The sequence below is a fragment of the Nocardia sp. NPDC024068 genome, from assembly GCF_040638875.1.
In the GTDB taxonomy this organism is placed as follows: Bacteria; Actinomycetota; Actinomycetes; order Mycobacteriales; family Mycobacteriaceae; genus Nocardia.
The window spans coordinates 82,461-97,632 of record NZ_JBEZYU010000017.1; the positions used below are offsets into that span (position 1 = coordinate 82,461).

The 15,172-nt window shown below is 67.4% G+C and carries 14 protein-coding genes and 2 tRNA genes; 3 read left to right on the top strand and 13 right to left on the bottom strand.

Annotated features, from left to right (window positions below):
• Nucleotides 1–14: 14 nt before the first annotated feature.
• The 9 genes from AB0F41_RS16315 to AB0F41_RS16355 all read right to left on the bottom strand — a co-directional run bounded on the left by AB0F41_RS16315 (nt 15) and on the right by AB0F41_RS16355 (nt 9,506).
• Nucleotides 15–1,463 (bottom strand): NlpC/P60 family protein, encoded by a 1,449-nt coding sequence (locus tag AB0F41_RS16315; RefSeq protein WP_357424449.1) that lies wholly within the window; start codon nt 1,461–1,463, stop codon nt 15–17.
• A complete protein-coding gene (locus tag AB0F41_RS16320; RefSeq protein ID WP_357424451.1) occupies nt 1,460–2,287 on the bottom strand; it encodes a hypothetical protein in 828 nt (275 codons plus the stop codon). The genes AB0F41_RS16315 and AB0F41_RS16320 overlap by 4 nt, the downstream gene beginning before the upstream one ends.
• Nucleotides 2,284–4,809 (bottom strand): ATP-binding protein, encoded by a 2,526-nt coding sequence (locus AB0F41_RS16325; protein ID WP_357424453.1) that lies wholly within the window; start codon nt 4,807–4,809, stop codon nt 2,284–2,286. Before AB0F41_RS16325 ends, AB0F41_RS16320 begins: the two co-directional genes overlap by 4 nt.
• Nucleotides 4,809–5,384, bottom strand: coding sequence for a hypothetical protein (locus AB0F41_RS16330; RefSeq protein WP_357424455.1), 576 nt, complete (start codon nt 5,382–5,384; stop codon nt 4,809–4,811). The genes AB0F41_RS16325 and AB0F41_RS16330 overlap by 1 nt, the downstream gene beginning before the upstream one ends.
• The gene (locus tag AB0F41_RS16335; RefSeq protein WP_357424457.1) at nt 5,384–5,644 is read right to left on the bottom strand and encodes a hypothetical protein; all 261 of its coding nucleotides are present in this window, start codon (nt 5,642–5,644) and stop codon (nt 5,384–5,386) included. The genes AB0F41_RS16330 and AB0F41_RS16335 overlap by 1 nt, the downstream gene beginning before the upstream one ends.
• 15 nt (nt 5,645–5,659) lie before the next feature.
• Entirely contained in the window at nt 5,660–6,658 is a 999-nt protein-coding gene (locus AB0F41_RS16340) for a conjugal transfer protein (protein WP_357424459.1), read from the bottom strand.
• An 86-nt stretch (nt 6,659–6,744) separates the two neighbouring features.
• Nucleotides 6,745–7,863, bottom strand: a complete 1,119-nt coding sequence (locus tag AB0F41_RS16345; RefSeq protein WP_357424461.1) for a GAF domain-containing protein — start codon at nt 7,861–7,863, stop codon at nt 6,745–6,747.
• A gap of 406 nt (nt 7,864–8,269) precedes the next feature.
• Nucleotides 8,270–9,163, bottom strand: coding sequence for an ROK family protein (locus tag AB0F41_RS16350; RefSeq protein WP_357424463.1), 894 nt, complete (start codon nt 9,161–9,163; stop codon nt 8,270–8,272).
• Between the two features lie 46 nt (nt 9,164–9,209).
• Entirely contained in the window at nt 9,210–9,506 is a 297-nt protein-coding gene (locus AB0F41_RS16355) for a hypothetical protein (protein WP_357424465.1), read from the bottom strand.
• 446 nt (nt 9,507–9,952) lie between these two features.
• Here AB0F41_RS16355 and AB0F41_RS16360 point away from each other — a divergent pair, with 446 nt between their 5' ends.
• Nucleotides 9,953–10,774: a MerR family transcriptional regulator gene (locus tag AB0F41_RS16360; protein ID WP_357424467.1), complete on the top strand. Its 822-nt coding sequence runs from the start codon at nt 9,953–9,955 to the stop codon at nt 10,772–10,774.
• Nucleotides 10,775–10,798: 24 nt separating this feature from the next.
• Here AB0F41_RS16360 and AB0F41_RS16365 read toward each other — a convergent pair.
• Together AB0F41_RS16365 and AB0F41_RS16370 are read right to left on the bottom strand one after the other, a co-directional pair.
• Nucleotides 10,799–10,872 (bottom strand) — tRNA-Pro (locus tag AB0F41_RS16365).
• A 40-nt stretch (nt 10,873–10,912) separates the two neighbouring features.
• Nucleotides 10,913–10,983 (bottom strand) — tRNA-Gly (locus AB0F41_RS16370).
• Between the two features lie 377 nt (nt 10,984–11,360).
• Here AB0F41_RS16370 and AB0F41_RS16375 point away from each other — a divergent pair.
• Nucleotides 11,361–12,317, top strand: coding sequence for a diguanylate cyclase (locus AB0F41_RS16375; protein ID WP_357424469.1), 957 nt, complete (start codon nt 11,361–11,363; stop codon nt 12,315–12,317).
• A gap of 7 nt (nt 12,318–12,324) precedes the next feature.
• Here the strand turns inward: AB0F41_RS16375 and AB0F41_RS16380 are convergent, their stop codons facing one another.
• Together AB0F41_RS16380 and AB0F41_RS16385 are read right to left on the bottom strand one after the other, a co-directional pair.
• Complete coding sequence (locus AB0F41_RS16380) at nt 12,325–13,137, bottom strand: DNA-formamidopyrimidine glycosylase family protein (protein WP_357424471.1); 813 nt, start codon at nt 13,135–13,137, stop codon at nt 12,325–12,327.
• 18 nt (nt 13,138–13,155) lie between these two features.
• Nucleotides 13,156–13,629, bottom strand: coding sequence for a ribose-5-phosphate isomerase (locus AB0F41_RS16385; RefSeq protein WP_357424473.1), 474 nt, complete (start codon nt 13,627–13,629; stop codon nt 13,156–13,158).
• Nucleotides 13,630–13,890: 261 nt separating this feature from the next.
• Between AB0F41_RS16385 and AB0F41_RS16390 the strand changes: the two genes are divergently transcribed.
• Complete coding sequence (locus tag AB0F41_RS16390) at nt 13,891–14,757, top strand: M48 family metallopeptidase (protein ID WP_357424479.1); 867 nt, start codon at nt 13,891–13,893, stop codon at nt 14,755–14,757.
• Nucleotides 14,758–15,172: the final 415 nt, after the last annotated feature.

A 15,172-nucleotide genomic window follows, 5' to 3' on the forward strand; every position in this document is an offset into this window, starting at 1 on the left:
CACCCGGGATATCGTCAGGCGAAGCGGGCCGCCGCGTAGCTGTTCGGCAGCGAGGTGGTGGTGATATCCCGGCCGGTTCTCGGGGCGTGCACGCATCGGCCGTCGCCGATATACATCATCACGTGCCCCATCTTGCCGTTCTTGTAGGAGGAGGCCGGGAAAATCAGATCCCCGGGCCGGATATCGCCGGGGTTAACCCGAGGTAGCTTCCGGTACTGATCATCGGCGACGCGCGGAATGCTCACCCCTGCCTTACCTGCGGCATACTGCGTGAGACCGGAGCAGTCGAAACTGCCGGGTCCCTCGGCGCCCCACACGTACGGATCCCCGACCTGAGCGAGTGCCGTCTTGACCGCGAACTGCGCGCGCTCCGAACCGCCGGCGCCCGATGCCGCCGCCGCAGCGGCGGCGAATTTCACGCCCCCGGGAGGTTCCTTGCCCAGAATGTTGTAGAGGTACTGATTGGTCAGCTGGTCGATCGCCGACGCGGTATCGCCTGCCTTCGCGGAACCGCCCGAAACTATCTGGTGGGCGGCTTTCAACGCCACCGTCAGGATTTGGCGGACCTTCTGCTGCCCCTCTTTCGTGTAAGCCGTCGTTCCCAGTTCGGCCAAAGCCTCGTTCACGCTTTTCAGCAGGGAACGCACCGCGCCCTTGTCGATCGTGTTCGTCCCGGCTACGCCCGAGATATAGGTCGCGAGCTGCTTGTCCAGATTGTTGAACGCGTTCGCGGCGTTCTTCTGGTACAGCTGCTTCGCCTTGACCATCGCCGGGCCCGCACCGGCACCGGCCTTCGATCCGTCGATCTCCTCACGCAGCTTCTTCACCTCGGGATCGGTCGGCTCCCCTTCGCCGTACAGCGCCTCCAGCGCTTTCAGCGCTCTCATGGCACGCGCGGTGTCCGGCGCCATCCCGGTCTCGCCCGACTCCGCCACCGGTGCGGTGGCGCCACCGCCGGACCCGCCACCACCCAGTAGACCGGACAGCGCGGAACCGAGCATGGGAAGCAGCGTCGAGCCCGCCATCAAGGCCGTAGGCGCCAACTGCGCGAGCATCTCGGGGCCCACCAACGGATCGGTTCGCCCGTGGTCCGCGCCGGTGGCAGGTGCCGGGGCGGCGGCCGATTGTCCTGCGGGTGCAGCCGACGGGGACGGCTGCGCGGCCACCGGTGACCCGACGGCCGGCACCGCGCCCGCTACCGGAACGGCAGCGGCCGACGACGGCGCGGGTGAGGTGGATCCCGGCGCGGGCGTGGAATTGGCCACGGGCGTCGCGGAAGGATTCGGTGCCGCCGGCCCGGCCGGGACGCCCGGCGCACCCGGAGTCTGTCCGTTGTTGCTGCCGCCCCACCGCCTGCGCTCGCCGACGGCCCACGGAGTTCCCGCACCCGGGACGCCGTCTTCCTGCTCCTCACCCTCCGCATCGACCTCTATCGGGTAGGGCCCGATTTCCGCACTGGTCACGAACCCTCCCCCAATACCCTTTTGAGCTGAAAATGGGTGTCTTGCGGAATACTCATCCGTACGAACTTCCCGCTGTCGACCGTCACCAATTCGCCCGGCCCCGTCACTATCCCGGCCCGAGTCGCCGCATCGTCGCGGTAGTCCCAGAACACCAGGTCGCCTGGCGACGCCGCCGCCGGGTCGACGACCTGTCCGCAGAACCCCTGCACACCAACAGTTTCCGGGAGGACAACGGGCCCGCGATTCGCCGGATCACCGCAGTTGCCCGTCTCGACCCACTGCGGCGCCCGGATCGGAGCGCACTGCCCGGATGTGGCGTAGGCGGAGGCGCTGTAGATGACATCCCGGACGTATTCCGCCATCTGCGCAACACCGCCGGCTTCGGGATATCGCACGGCGAGTTCGGCTGCACAGTTCGTCGCGATCCCGGTATTCGGCACGCGCAGCGGTGGGCCCTGGCGCGGCGCCACTCGCATCGCCGTGAGGCACGCCCGCTCGCGATCCGTCAAATTCGGGTCGTCCGGGTCGATCTCGGGGGACGCGTACGGGTTGGCGGTCGGACGGACTGTGGACGACTCGGATTCCGGACCTGGGGCTGCCGTTTCCGGATCCGGAGCCGCCGTGGTCGTGGGAACCGCGCTCCCGGATGCGGGACCGCGCGCGATATCGCACTGCGCGTGAAAATCCTTCTTCCCCAGCGCGAAAACCGTGCCCATGGGACCGGCCATCAACAGGCCGCAACAGCAGCACAGGGCGCAGACCCCCACCACGATCCAGGTCCGGTAACCGGACCGATCACCTCCCCATGGCACGAAGCTGCTCATCGCACCACTTCGGGCTCCATACGGTCGGTCCGCGAGATCGCCGTCGGGGTACTGGTGATCGCCTCGGCCCGGTCATCCCTGGCCGGACCGAGTATTTTGCCCCGCCCGATCCGGCTCAGCGCGTCCCGCATGAACATCTCGCCCCGGCGCTCCTCGGGCACCTGACGACCCGGCCCCACCGGGGGCGAGGTCTCCTCACGCAGCGCCTGCAGCAGGAACGGCGCCTCCTCGAGATCCACACCCAGCCACTCCAGGCTGTTGCGGGCCAGAGTTTCGTCGCGCTGGCGGAACACGAAGCGGTTCGGGATCAGATTGTGCGCGGCGCCCTGGAAGTCGGTGGCCGGATCGTGTGACGCCAGCCCGATCGCCGCCAGATGCTTACGTCCGTCACGGCTGAAGTCCGAGGTGACCGCGGCTCCCACTTGGGTCTGGGTGAAATGGTGCGCCTCGTCGCCGACGAGCAGGCCGAAGCGGCCGTTGTCGGACAGGAATGCCTCTCGTGCCGTGACACCCACCAGTTCGTACAGCGCCGTACCGAGGCGTTTGGTCAAGGGCAACCGGTTGTACAGATGCGGAGTGGTGAGTTCTTCGGCGGTCGGCAATGCCAGTCTGTGAGTGCGCACCACGGTCGCCGCGGCGTCGAGCCGGATGGGCGCCAGATTCGGGTCGAACAGTACCGGGACCCGCTCCACGATGGTGCCCAGCCTGGCAGAGAGATCGGAATATTCGTCCGGTGCCCCGGGCTCGTCGGCCAGGCGGCGGACCACCCGGACCAGATCGAGCAGACTCGTTATTCCGTGTTCGGCGATCCCCCGCTGCGAGAGCAGGTTACTGATCACCGCTCCGGTCCCCGAGGTGGGTGACAGATCGAGCAACGGCAGTACCGAATCCAGCGCGCGTTCCCCTGCTACCCGCGGATCGAACAGCCGTAGCGGATCCAAGGAAACCGAAGGGTCGGCCAAATCGATCACGACGGCATCGTCGATCGCCGAGGCGAAATGCTCCCATTCCCCGACCTGGCTGCGGTCGATGGCAAGGAACTGGCCGCCCATATCGTGGACGAGAACCGCGATGAGTTTCAGGAAGTACGACTTGCCCGAACCGAGTTCGCCGGTCACGGCGAAAGAAGCCGACAGATCGTGCAGCGCCGCCTCCATGATGCCGAAGTGGATGGGCTCGAAATGCCCGGACAGCAGGTTGATACCGATAACGGGCCCGCTGTCGTCACCGATCTGACTGGTGGTGAACGGCACGAACCCGGCCCACATATCGGAGGGCACGATATGTGCGAAATCATCGAACGCCCGCCGCGTCGGGCTGCCCGGGACCAGCATCGACCACAGGTCGACCTGCGCTCCGACCGGAGTCACCATGTCCACCTGGAATCGCTTGTAGCGGCGGCGCAATGTGTTCACCGCGTCCATGGTCTCGTCCTGCGACGGTCCGCCGACCGCGATCACCGTGGTGAAGGAGACCTCTGATTCGCCGCCGTTCACTTCGAAATGCTGGTTGTACTCACTCAGCATCTGAGCCTTGGACATGAGCGTGTTCTGCGCGAAGGAGATCTCCTGGTCGCGCTGGTCCATCTGTTCGCCGAGGCGCCGCAGGTTCACCTCATTGGCCTTGAGGACCTGGTCCGCGGGTTTGGTGGAGATCCGCATACCCCAGTCGACGGTGACACTGCCGAGCCCGTCGATCACGCTCAGGAATTCGCTGCCCCCGGGAAACATCATGCCCCCGTACGGGAACGACCTGGGGGTCAGCATCGCCTGGTAGGAAGGCCGGTACCCGGTATCCGGCTGCACCACCTTGATCACCGGCACGAACGACGGTCGCAGCCTGCTCTGCGAATCGCCCCGGGCACCCTCGTCGAGCGCCGCGGACGCGAACACGGCCGCTGTCGCGTCATCCAGGGCGCCGGCGCGCGTGGGCGCCACCGGATCACCGACCGCCCCGCGCGAGAGGTAGTGCTCCCACAACCATTGGAACATGGCTGCCGGAACCGGGATCGGGTCGAAGTCTCCGCCGATGCGCGAGAGGATCTCGTCCGCCTCCGCCTCGTAGGCGTCCAGTTCGGCCCGGGAGATGGCGGTGGCGTCGATAGTGGTGGTACTACCCCGCCAGATTCGCGAGAGCGCGGAGATCCCGGCGGTGCCCGCGGTGCCAACAGGTATCGAGAGCAGGAAGATCCTGGTTTGCGGGGATATGGTACGTACGCGCTCGAACGAGGCGAACACCTCGTCCGCGTAGTCGGCGCATTCGTCGAGGTCCACACCTTCGACCATCTTGCTCAGCACGTCGATCATGTTCTGCCGCGCCTGGATCCCCAGCAGCAGCGACCCATTGGGCAGGCTGTTGATCAGCGCGTGGTGCGCCATCTTCACATCGAATTTGTCGCCGGCCTTCCGCAAGCCGTAGCCGAGCGGTGTGATGAAGTATGTCGCGGTGACCAGGCCCGAATGGGTGAACTGGAGATGGCCGCGGATAGCGGCTGTCGGTTGCAGGTCCCGGTTGAACCCCATCAGAGTACCTCTCCGCTCTTCGGCTTCCCCCCGCTGCCGGTGATCATGGACCGCCAGCTCGACGGCGCAGCCGCCTGCATCATCCGAGTCGGTCGCCGGAGACCGCCGGTGCCCAGGATTTCGAGCATCTGCCCACCGCGCGCCACCTTGCGGCGGCCCCGGCTCGTCTCGGTCATCGTTTCGTGCGGCAGTATCGGGACCACTGTTTCCTCGACGAACATCGTCACCCGGGCCGACTCCGGGCTGACCGGCATACCGGACGCGAGAACGGGCTTCGGCGAGCAGACGAGACGGCCCAACCACACGACCCGGGACAGCAGTCGCACACCCGTATAGGGAATCAGGCCGAGCCCGAACGCGAGTACCACGGTCAGCGCAACGCCCGCCAGGAAGGTGATCGCCGGATTCACCGGCAAACTCATCGCGGCGACGCAGGTGAGGATCAACCCGCCGGCCAGGCCCGCCACCTGCGGCAGTGTATATGGCCCGAACGGCAGCTTTTGACCGTTCTGAGCCTTGCCGATCATGGTGGGAACACGTTTGACCGGTGTGAAGACCTTGATCACCTGGGTCACTAATAACCGCCTCCGACGGGGTGATCCGGCACGATCATGCCCGCGTCACCGCGGGCATAGTTCACCAGAGTCGGCAGCATCCAGAACAAGACCGCCGCCAGCACCGCCGACCCGGTGACACCGAGGATCTTGCCCGGGGACAGTTTGGATTTCGCGGCCTCCGCGATCAGCACGCCCATCGACAAGATGGTGATCAGGATCAGGCCCGCCCAGCGGACGAAGATGAGGATTCCGTAGAGGATATTGCTGAGATTGCCCATGGTGGTCGCCTCACGTCAGTTCTGGGTTGCCGGCGGTATCTGCACGGTCGTGGTGGGAGTGCCGGTGGTGCCACCGGCGGTCGGCTCGGAATTGCCCCCCTGAGATACGACGACACTGAGTGGTTCCTTCAGCGCCGGCAGTCTTTCGATCGCCCGAACCTGCCATTGCCCCTCGCCGCGGACCATGGTCAACGGATAGGCCAAGGGCGGCGTGTCTCCGGATTTTCCCTCGGGGGTCACAGTGACGAGAATCCGCGCGGTATTTCCGGCAGCACCGCATGCCGAGTCCTCTGCGGTGACGCTCACCGCGGTGAGCTTCGTGAACGGAACCGGAGACAGCGCCGCGATCCCGGAGTCGACGCTCACGTAGCGGGCAACGTCACCCGAGCCTGTCAGGTAGGCGGTGAGGAACCCGGTGGCTACCTGCGTGAAGGCGGTCTCTCCCCCGCACGGCGCCGAATATGCCTGCGCCAGATCGGACCCGATCCTCGGCGGCTCGACCACCGCCGGAAGGCTGAGCGCCCGCAGGGTGCCCTCCGCCACCGATACGGGAACCCGGTAGTAGTGACGCGCGGTATCGGCCTGCCCGCGTCCGGAGCGCACGGAAACGGTCACCGACCAGACCTCCGTGGTCCCGGCGGCGAGCGTGCGCGTGGTGTGCACGATGATCGGATCGCTGACCTGTTGCCCGGTCTTCGGTAGCGAGATCTGCTGGGTCCCGTCGACGAAGCGTGCGAGGTCGTCCCGCTGCGCGGAGCCGGCACTCAGATATGCGACCACGAAATCCTGGGCGAACGATCCGGCCAGCCGCTCGTGCCCGCTGAGGGTGATCATCGACTCATCGCCCGGAGGCTGCGGGTTGGCCGCGAAAAAGCTGTACACCGCGTGCCCACCACCCAGGACCGCGAGGGTCGCGAGGACCACCACGACGATATTGTCGCGGCGCCGGCGCGCGGCCATCTGGCGAAGCAGTGCCTCACCCGAATCCGCGCGTCCCGCCGCCCCAGTCCTCACTCTCGAAATGGTAGAGAGAGGGCCCTGCGCCGGCGGCCGATCTCTTCCCACAGATGGGGACTCAACCGGCAGGCGGCGCGGCCGGATCAGGAGACCGTACTGTGCCGGAGCCGTCCGGCGAGCCGGTAGCGCAGCTGGTCGTCGTATCCGATCGGGCTCTCCGGTGACGCCAGATCGGCGATATCCGGTTCCACCACCGGGATATCGTCGGCCGTGCGCACCAGCTGGGCGATGGCCAGCTCCCGGTTCGAGAAACCCGGGTAAGGGTAGAGGAGCAGTGAGGTCGGGGTGTAGCCGCCGCCGTAGTTCAACGCCCGCACCGTGACCCCGGTGCTGTCGCCCGCGCGTACCCGGGAGCCGAGCTCGACCAAGCGGACCCGGTCGTCGGGATGGAACACATCGACCGGCCGGAACAGGTAGTCCCAGCGCACCCACGGCGCCGGATCGGTGAGCCAATGCGAGATGGTGGTGTGCGCCAGTTGCACCACGGCGAGGTGGTTCCCCGCCCGCCGGTGCGCCTCCCGCAGGCCGACGCTCTCCAGGGTCGGCCATACCGCGGGGTCGTCATCGGAGGTGATGTCCTCGATCAGCCACCAGGCGCCGCGGGTGTGCTCGTCGTCGCGCGCACGGACGGTGATCCGCCACCGGGTAGCACGTCCGGCCGGGCGCAGCATCGAGACCTCGAACTGGAGTTTGTCCCCCGGCTGGGGACTATAGAGCAGGTCGAGTACCTCCGCATGCCGGTCGAAGGCCGAAACCCGGTGGAAGAACTCGGCGATCGACATCCGCGGAACGTATTCCTCGGGCGCGATACCCGAGAGCCCGGTGATACCGCTGGGCTGGGCCAGCGTCTGGCTGTCCAGATCCCAGATCGCACCGACGGCCGGGGGCAGCGGCGGTACCGGACCGTCCGCCGGGCCGGCCCACCAGCGCACCGCGTGCACTTCACCGCCCGGACCGAAAACCGGCCGCACCATCAACCGGTGCGGACCGGATCGAGTGGTGACGGTACGGTCCAGATCGACCGCGCCCTCGATGGATATGCGCAGGGACTCGGTGATATCGCGGGTGCTCAGCCCATCGTAGAGCGCCGGGGTCCGGGCCAGTTGCCGCTGTAGCACCCGCCGCCAGTCGGCGAATTCGCGCGCGGTATCCCCGACCGAGGCAACCGAGAAGCCTTCCGGTGCCAATGTTTCGACCGTCACCCAGGGGATCACTGCGCCCTCTCATCGCCTGCGTCCAACTGCTGCGCGGAGTGTGTGTCTCCAACGAGACAACGTCCGCAGAACATAATGTACCGTTGCTCAGCGGTACGTTCAACAGTGAAATCTGGACTCACCCGAAGGCCCGACCGGGAACATCCCGAAGACAGAGCCTTCTCACCAGCGCGACCCGAGCGCTCCAGCCGAACGATTGTACGAAAACAGGTGACCACCGGGTCGATTCGGGGTGGGTAATGGCCCACAATGTGAACATTGCCGGGCTGCCCGGTACCCGGCGGCGACGGATCACCGCTGGATACGGACACCCTCGGCACACACCGAATTCCGTAGAAGAACAGACACCGGGCACGGCCCGGGCACATGAATCAGGGACCCGCCGGCGGCCGATCTACTCGGCCTGCGAGGTCAGGGCTATGACACCCGCGCCCGCGAGCAGCCCGAGATCCTCCAGATCAGAGGGGACCGCGCGCAGCCCGGTCAGCACCGGCAGCCGCGCGTGCATGGCTATCGCGCTCTGCAGCGGTTTCCACAGCGGCGAGCCGGCCACCGCGATCGGACCGCCGACGACGACCCGGTCGATATCGAGCAGCGGCGCCACCGAGGCGATGACGCGGCCCAGCGCAGTCCCCGCGCGTTCGAGCGCCGACACCGCGATCCGCTCGCCCGCCTGCGCGTCGGCGACCAGCGAGTCCAGCGAATTACCACCCCAGCCCTGCCCTTTGGCCCATTTGATCAGCGCGGACCCGCCGGCCACCGCTTCCAGACAGCCACGGCCGCCGCATTCGCAGACTTCGTCGAAGCCGGGCACCAGCACATGACCGACCTGGCCGGCGTTACCGGTGCGCCCGACGACGACGAAGCCCCCCACCATGACACCGCCGACGATCGTGTCCGACAGATGGATCGACAGTGAGTCCATGACTTCCTGGGTGGCGCCGAAATGGCGCTCGGCCAGCGAGAGGCACACTCCGTCGAGGGCGAGCACCACCGATGCCGCCGGGAACAGCTTCTGCACCGACTCCACCAGCGGGAACCCGGATTGCCATTCCCGGATCCGGGTCGGCGCCACCACTCCGGAGGCCATATCGATGGGCCCGTGGGACGCGATGCCGACGGCCACCACGTCCCGGCCCGCCGCGATACCGAGCAGGAGGTCACGCACCTGATCCCAGGCGCCGTGTTCGGGGACCGGGATCTGCTGGAGTCCGTCGGATCCGACATCGTCGGCGATCTCTATCGCGGCGAGCCGGGCCGGGCCGATCTCCAACGCCAGGATTGTCATCTACGCACCACCAGAGCTAGATCCGCGTTTTGCCCCCGCAGCATAGTCAGACGGCCGCTGTTTCCGTCGAATGTAGCGGCCGGCCCAGCACGATATGCCGTTTGGGCGCACCCGATACGGCCGCGCCGTGGGTCGGGCGTGGGCCGTTGCGGATGATCCGCATGGGCCGCTTGTGGTCGATCGGCACGGTGCGGTGCCGGTCCAGGTTCTCGATGACATTGCCCGAGTTGTCGTAGGCGATGCCCGCCCAGATCATGGCTCGCGGTGCGTCGCCCCGGTCGATGAGAGTCTGCGCCAGCCGCGCACATTGCTCGAAAAGAGGACAGCCATAGCAAGTACGCACTGCCGAATGCCAGGCCTCCGGCGTGCCGGAATCCAGGTCCCAGCTGTCCGGCAGCTCCGCGCACGGCGGCCGCTGCGTAGATTTCGCCGCGGCGGGCACGGGAGGCGAGGAAACTCGCGAAATTTGCGTAGTCCTAGGTAGAACCACGTTCAGGGTACGAACTCGTGTTGTCGTCATCACCGTCTCCGGAACTGCCGAGGGCACGCCGGTGGAACCGATACGTGTCCCGTTGATCGGGCGGAACGTCAGGGCTGCTCAACAGTCCCCGGAAACCAGCTGGTGTCAGCTGTATCACGACGGTAAGGCACCAGAGGGCCGGAAAGCAAGGTCTCGTACCGTTAAGTAACGGGACGTTGATCTTATTTTCACATCATTAAGCCGCCGATTAGCGGTTCGTTTAGTTACGGACCGTTTAACTACGGGCCCACTTGTGGTTTCCTATAGGTATGGCTGGCGAATCCGAGTTCACGATCGACGAGCTGGCGCGTGCTGCCGAGACAACCGTGCGCAGCGTCCGCGTGTACCACGAGCGTGGGCTGCTGCCCTCGCCCGAGGTTCGTGGCCGGATCGGCTACTACGACGCGGACCACCTCAACCGGCTGCAGACCATCAGCCGGTTGCTGGGGCGCGGTATGAAGCTCAACGGTATCCGGGAACTCCTCGCCGCCTGGGACCGCGGCGACGGCCTCGGGGATGTCCTGGGCGTCACCGACAACGCCGCCGCCCCTGGACGCGCCACCGCGGCCGACCCACCCTCACCGGAACCTGAGGAGCCCGCCCACGAGCTCCCGGAATACGTGCAGCAGGCCCTGGCCGCCAGCGACGACCCGTTCGACGTCTACCGGGTCACCAATCCCCGCTGCAGCGATCTGGCCACCCGGCTCACCGACGCAGGCCTCCCCACCGCGGCCACCTTCCACCTCGTGGAACGGATGCGCGCCGACTGCGACCGGATGGCCGAGCGCTATGCCGCCGAAATCTTCTACGTCCTGGCCGGACGGGCCTACGAGCAGTCCGAACGCAATCCCAAGGATCGCACCAAAATCGAGACCGACCTGGCCATCGCCCGCCTGATCGTCACCCGCGCCGCCTCCGAACTGATCGACCAGGCCTTCGGCCGGCGCGCGGAACTTCCCGCACCCGAGATCCCCGCGCTTCCCGCGGTGGAGGCAGCCGGACTACCCGAGGCCGACCCCGCACGCTCGCCGTACGGCACCCGGCGAACCTCCGTGCCGAACGGCAAGCAACCGTCGCGCTCACACCACTAGGACAGGGAGGGGGTCAAAAGACTGTCGGGGTGACAGGATTTGAACCTGCGACCACCCGCTCCCAAAGCGGGTGCGCTACCAAGCTGCGCCACACCCCGTACTACCCCCCGGGGAGGGGGTGGTGTTACCGGTCCTCGGAGCGGGTGACGGGAATCGAACCCGCACCATCAGCTTGGAAGGCTGAGGTTCTACCATTGAACTACACCCGCGTGCTGCGACCCCGGTGGTTACCCTACGACGCCGCGCGCATCAGCGACTGTACCCAATCGCACATTCGTTTCGCCAATCAGCCCCGCCGCCGCGTCGGCCGTCCCGGAAACACAGGGTGTAACGCGGACGGATTCATAGCGATACGACAGAGATTGCTCTTGCTCCGGGTCCGAGAACTTGTTATAGAAGGCAAGTCGCCGGGACCCACCATCTTGCTACGATCTTCTTGCCGGACGGGGTTTCTGGAAAGGGGGCGGTGGCGTGCACCCGACAAGGTGGACCTCCCGCATAGCAGTACGACAGAGCCGGCCCGGCCCGGCACCCGAGCCGCGGGCCTGTATCCGCGGCGCGAGCACGTCGGCCGTCGGTGATCATCATGTCCTTTGACAGCCGGCCACCGGTCCACTCGACGGCGCGCGAATGGGCCCTGGCCGCCGGTGCGCAGCCCGACGCGGAGATCACCGCGGCGGAGATCGAACCCGTTCTCGTCGACATTCTCGAGGAACTACTCGATCTCACCATCTCGGATCCGTTCCCGGGTCGCGCGGCCCGGCGGCTGGGCGCGCGGCTGTGCGCCGAACCCCTGCACCACGTACGGATGCTGGCGCTGGTCACCCGGACCCTGCTGGGTTTTCCGGCGGGACCGCGCGGATCCCTGGTCGCCACGCAGTGGCCGCTGGTGGCCAGCCAGGCCATCGACAGTTACGCCCAGGCCCTGCAGGAACTCGCGCTGGCCAAGCAGAAGCAGAACTTCTCCGACGAGGCCACCCAGCGGGTCCGTGAATTCGCGGCGCTTCAGCAGCGGCTGGAGCACGAGGCCACCCACGACGCGTTGACCGGGCTGGCCAACCGCACCCTGCTGCGCAACCGGGTGCGGATGATGGCCGAGCATCCCGATCGGGGGATCGGGCTGCTGGTCGTGGACCTGGACAGGTTCAAGCAGATCAACGACAACTACGGCCATACGGTCGGCGACGAGGTCCTGGTCGAACTCGCGAAACGGCTACGCGAGGTCGCGCCGCCGGGCGCGGTGGTCTGCCGGTACGGCGGCGACGAATTCGTACTGGCCGCGGCGATGGCGGACAATCACGTCGGCGAACTGGCCGGCGATATCGTTCTCGCCCTCAACGATTCGGTGTGGTCATCGGCGGGGCCGGTGCCGGTATCGGCGAGTGTGGGCACCACCTATTCACCGCCGGAGGACCGCAGCGAACTGGCGGAGCTGCTGCGTCGCGCCGACCACGCGATGTATTCGGCGAAAACCGCCGGCGGACGCCGCTATGCCGGTGCCGATCCCGGCGATACCGCCGTCGATGCCGCGGTGGCGGGCTGACCCGGAGTCAGTCGGGCTGGCACTGCGCGCACCAGAACAGGTTCCGGCCCTCGAGCACGCTGTGCCGCACCGATGCCGCGCACCGGCGGCACGGTTCGCCCGCCCGGCGGTACACATAGGTGCGTGGCCGATCCGGCGCGTAGGAGGGCGCACCGTGGTCGTGCTCGGGGCGGACCACGTGCATCTTCCCGCGCCGCACGCCGACCTTCATCAGCGCGACCAGGTCGTCCCACAACGCCGACCACTGCTGCGCGGTGAGTTCGGTTCCGGGCCGGGCCGGGGAGATCCCGTGCCGGAACAGTACTTCCGCGCGATAGACGTTGCCCACCCCGGCGACCACGCGCTGATCCATCAGCAGTGAACCGATCCCCCGCCGGGAGCGCCGGATCCGGTCCCACGCCCGTCCGGGTTCGGCGTCGGCGCGCAGCGGATCGGGTCCGAGGCGCGCGACGAGGGCGTCGATCTCCGGCGGCGTGAGGACCTCGCAGGCGGTCGGTCCGCGTAGATCGGTGCCGAACCCGGAACCGTCGCGACCCGGCCCCATCAGCCGCATCCGCACCTGCCCCACCGGTTCCGGCATGGGCAGCCCGGATTCGGTGAAGGTGCCGTACAGCCCGAGGTGGACGTGCACGAATATCCCGCCCTCGTATTCGTGGACCAGGTGTTTGCCCCAGGCCTGCGCCCGCCGCAGCACCCGCCCGTCGATCCGGGCCGCACCGTCGGCGAATTTGCCCTGCGGGCTCGACACCCGAACCACTGCGCCCGCGAGCCGGCGATCGTGCCGGCGCGCGAGACGATGCAGGGTATGACCTTCCGGCACCGCCTCTCGCCTACCGGGTCAGTTCGCGGGCAGCGCCGGCGCCTCGCCGGACTTCTCGTAGTCGGCGAGGATATCGATACGGCGCTGGTGGCGCTCCTCCTCCGACCACGGGGTCGCGAGGAAGGCGTCCACGATCGCGAGCGCCTCTTCCCGCGAATGCATACGGCCACCGATCCCGATGAGCTGGGCGTTGTTGTGCTGACGTGCCAACTGCGCCGTTTCGACGCTCCAGGCCAGCGCGCACCGCGCGCCCGGCACCTTGTTGGCGGCGATCTGCTCGCCGTTGCCGCTGCCGCCGAACACCAGCCCGAGGCTGCCCGGGTCGGCGACCGTGCGGCGGGCGGCCTCGATGCAGAAGGCGGGGTAGTCGTCGAGCGCGTCGTAGACGAGGGCGCCGCAGTCGACGACCTCGTGACCGGCCTTTTCCAGGTGGTCCTTGACGGCGTTCTTCAGTTCGAAACCAGCGTGATCGGCACCCAGGTATACGCGCATGCCGCGATTGTGTCAGGCGACGGGATAGGTCGTGACGGCGGGCGGCGTCCCAGGGTGACTGCTTAGAGTCGTGGTATGCAGCCGCACGACCCTCAGCAACCGTCCGGATCCGGGCCCGGCCCCGCCTGGTCCGCGAATCCGCCGGAGCCCGGGCACTACCCGTGGCTCACCGACCGGGCCACCGCCGCTCCCTTCACCGGCGGCTATCCGCCGCTACCGCCGGCACCGGCGCACGAGCCGCGGGGGCTGTCACCGTTCGGGATGCCGGCGCGGCACAGCTGGGAGATCCCGTTACTGGTGGTGGTCGTCCTGTTCACCGCGGTCGCCTACACACTGGCGTTTCTGCTGCTGTTCCTCGGAGCGGTCAACCAGTACGTGCTGATCCTGGTGGCCGCGCCGCTGCTGATCTGGTTCGGACGTGGTGTGAACTTCTCGTCCCAGCGCGTCAACGGGGTGCGGATGTCACCGACGCAATTCCCCGACGGATACCGGATGGTGCAGGAAGCGGCGGCGCGATTCGGGATGGCGACCGCCCCCGACGCCTACGTCGTACTCGGCAACGGTCAGATCAACGCGTTCGCGTCCGGGCACGGTTTCCGCCGGTACGTGGTGGTCTACAGCGATCTCTTCGAGATCAGCGGCGCGGCCCGCGAGCCCGACGCGCTGGCGTTCATCATCGGCCATGAAGTGGGACATATCGCGGCCGGTCATACGTCGTATTGGCGCCAGCTGGGCATGTTCCTGGTGCCGTTCCTGCCGATCCTCGGCAATTCGCTGATTCGCTCCCAGGAGTACACCGCCGACAACCACGGCTACTGCCACCGGCCCCAGGGCGCTCCCGGCGCGATGGGCACCCTGGCCGCCGGCAAGTACCTCAACAGCGTCGTCGGTTTCGATGAGATGGCCGACCGTGCCGCCCAGGAACGCGGCTTCTTCGTCTGGATGGTGAACGCCATGTCCTCCCACCCGGTCCTGACCTGGCGGATGTGGGCCCTGCGCGACCGCAGCACCCACGGCCGCCTCTTCTGGCGCCCCAATCCCGTACCCCCACGCCTGGCCCCGCCACCCATGCCTCCACCCGGATCCCTCGGAGGCGGCCAGGTCGAACTGTCGAAATCCCCCCACTGACCGGAACGGCAGGCCCGAGAGCCCTCCCCCGAGAACGGCGGCGAATGGGATTCACAGTGGCTGGTGGAGAACAGGCCGGATCTGTTCGAGGGGGTTACCGAAGCGGTGGGGGACCCGGGTAACTACGAGGGCCCTCCACCCCGGTGAGCGGCCCACCGGCGCGCGCCGACCCCCCTGGGCCCGCACCGGCCCCGTATCACCACCTCAGCCCGCAGACGTGGAATCCACAGACCAAACCAACCACTGAACGGCCCCGCACCTCACCCGCCCCACAACACCGATCCGCATGCGCCACCTCCGCGAACCGACCCACCTTCCCGGTGCCGAGTCCAGCGAGGCCCACAAAGGGTTCGGCCCGCGTCGCCTGTCAGCACTCGAAGCGCATGTGGCGAAGCCACGAGTCTCGAGTGCTGAC

Bases quoted from the DNA above. Each gene is read 5' to 3' on its own strand.
- AB0F41_RS16320 (WP_357424451.1), bottom strand. From the start codon at position 2,287: ATGAGCAGCTTCGTGCCATGGGGAGGTGATCGGTCCGGTTACCGGACC.
- AB0F41_RS16325 (WP_357424453.1), bottom strand. From the start codon at position 4,809: ATGGGGTTCAACCGGGACCTGCAACCGACAGCCGCTATCCGCGGCCAT.
- AB0F41_RS16335 (WP_357424457.1), bottom strand. From the start codon at position 5,644: ATGGGCAATCTCAGCAATATCCTCTACGGAATCCTCATCTTCGTCCGC.
- AB0F41_RS16350 (WP_357424463.1), bottom strand. From the start codon at position 9,163: ATGACAATCCTGGCGTTGGAGATCGGCCCGGCCCGGCTCGCCGCGATA.
- AB0F41_RS16360 (WP_357424467.1), top strand. From the start codon at position 9,953: ATGGCTGGCGAATCCGAGTTCACGATCGACGAGCTGGCGCGTGCTGCC.
- AB0F41_RS16375 (WP_357424469.1), top strand. From the start codon at position 11,361: ATGTCCTTTGACAGCCGGCCACCGGTCCACTCGACGGCGCGCGAATGG.
- AB0F41_RS16385 (WP_357424473.1), bottom strand. From the start codon at position 13,629: ATGCGCGTATACCTGGGTGCCGATCACGCTGGTTTCGAACTGAAGAAC.
- AB0F41_RS16390 (WP_357424479.1), top strand. From the start codon at position 13,891: ATGCCGGCGCGGCACAGCTGGGAGATCCCGTTACTGGTGGTGGTCGTC.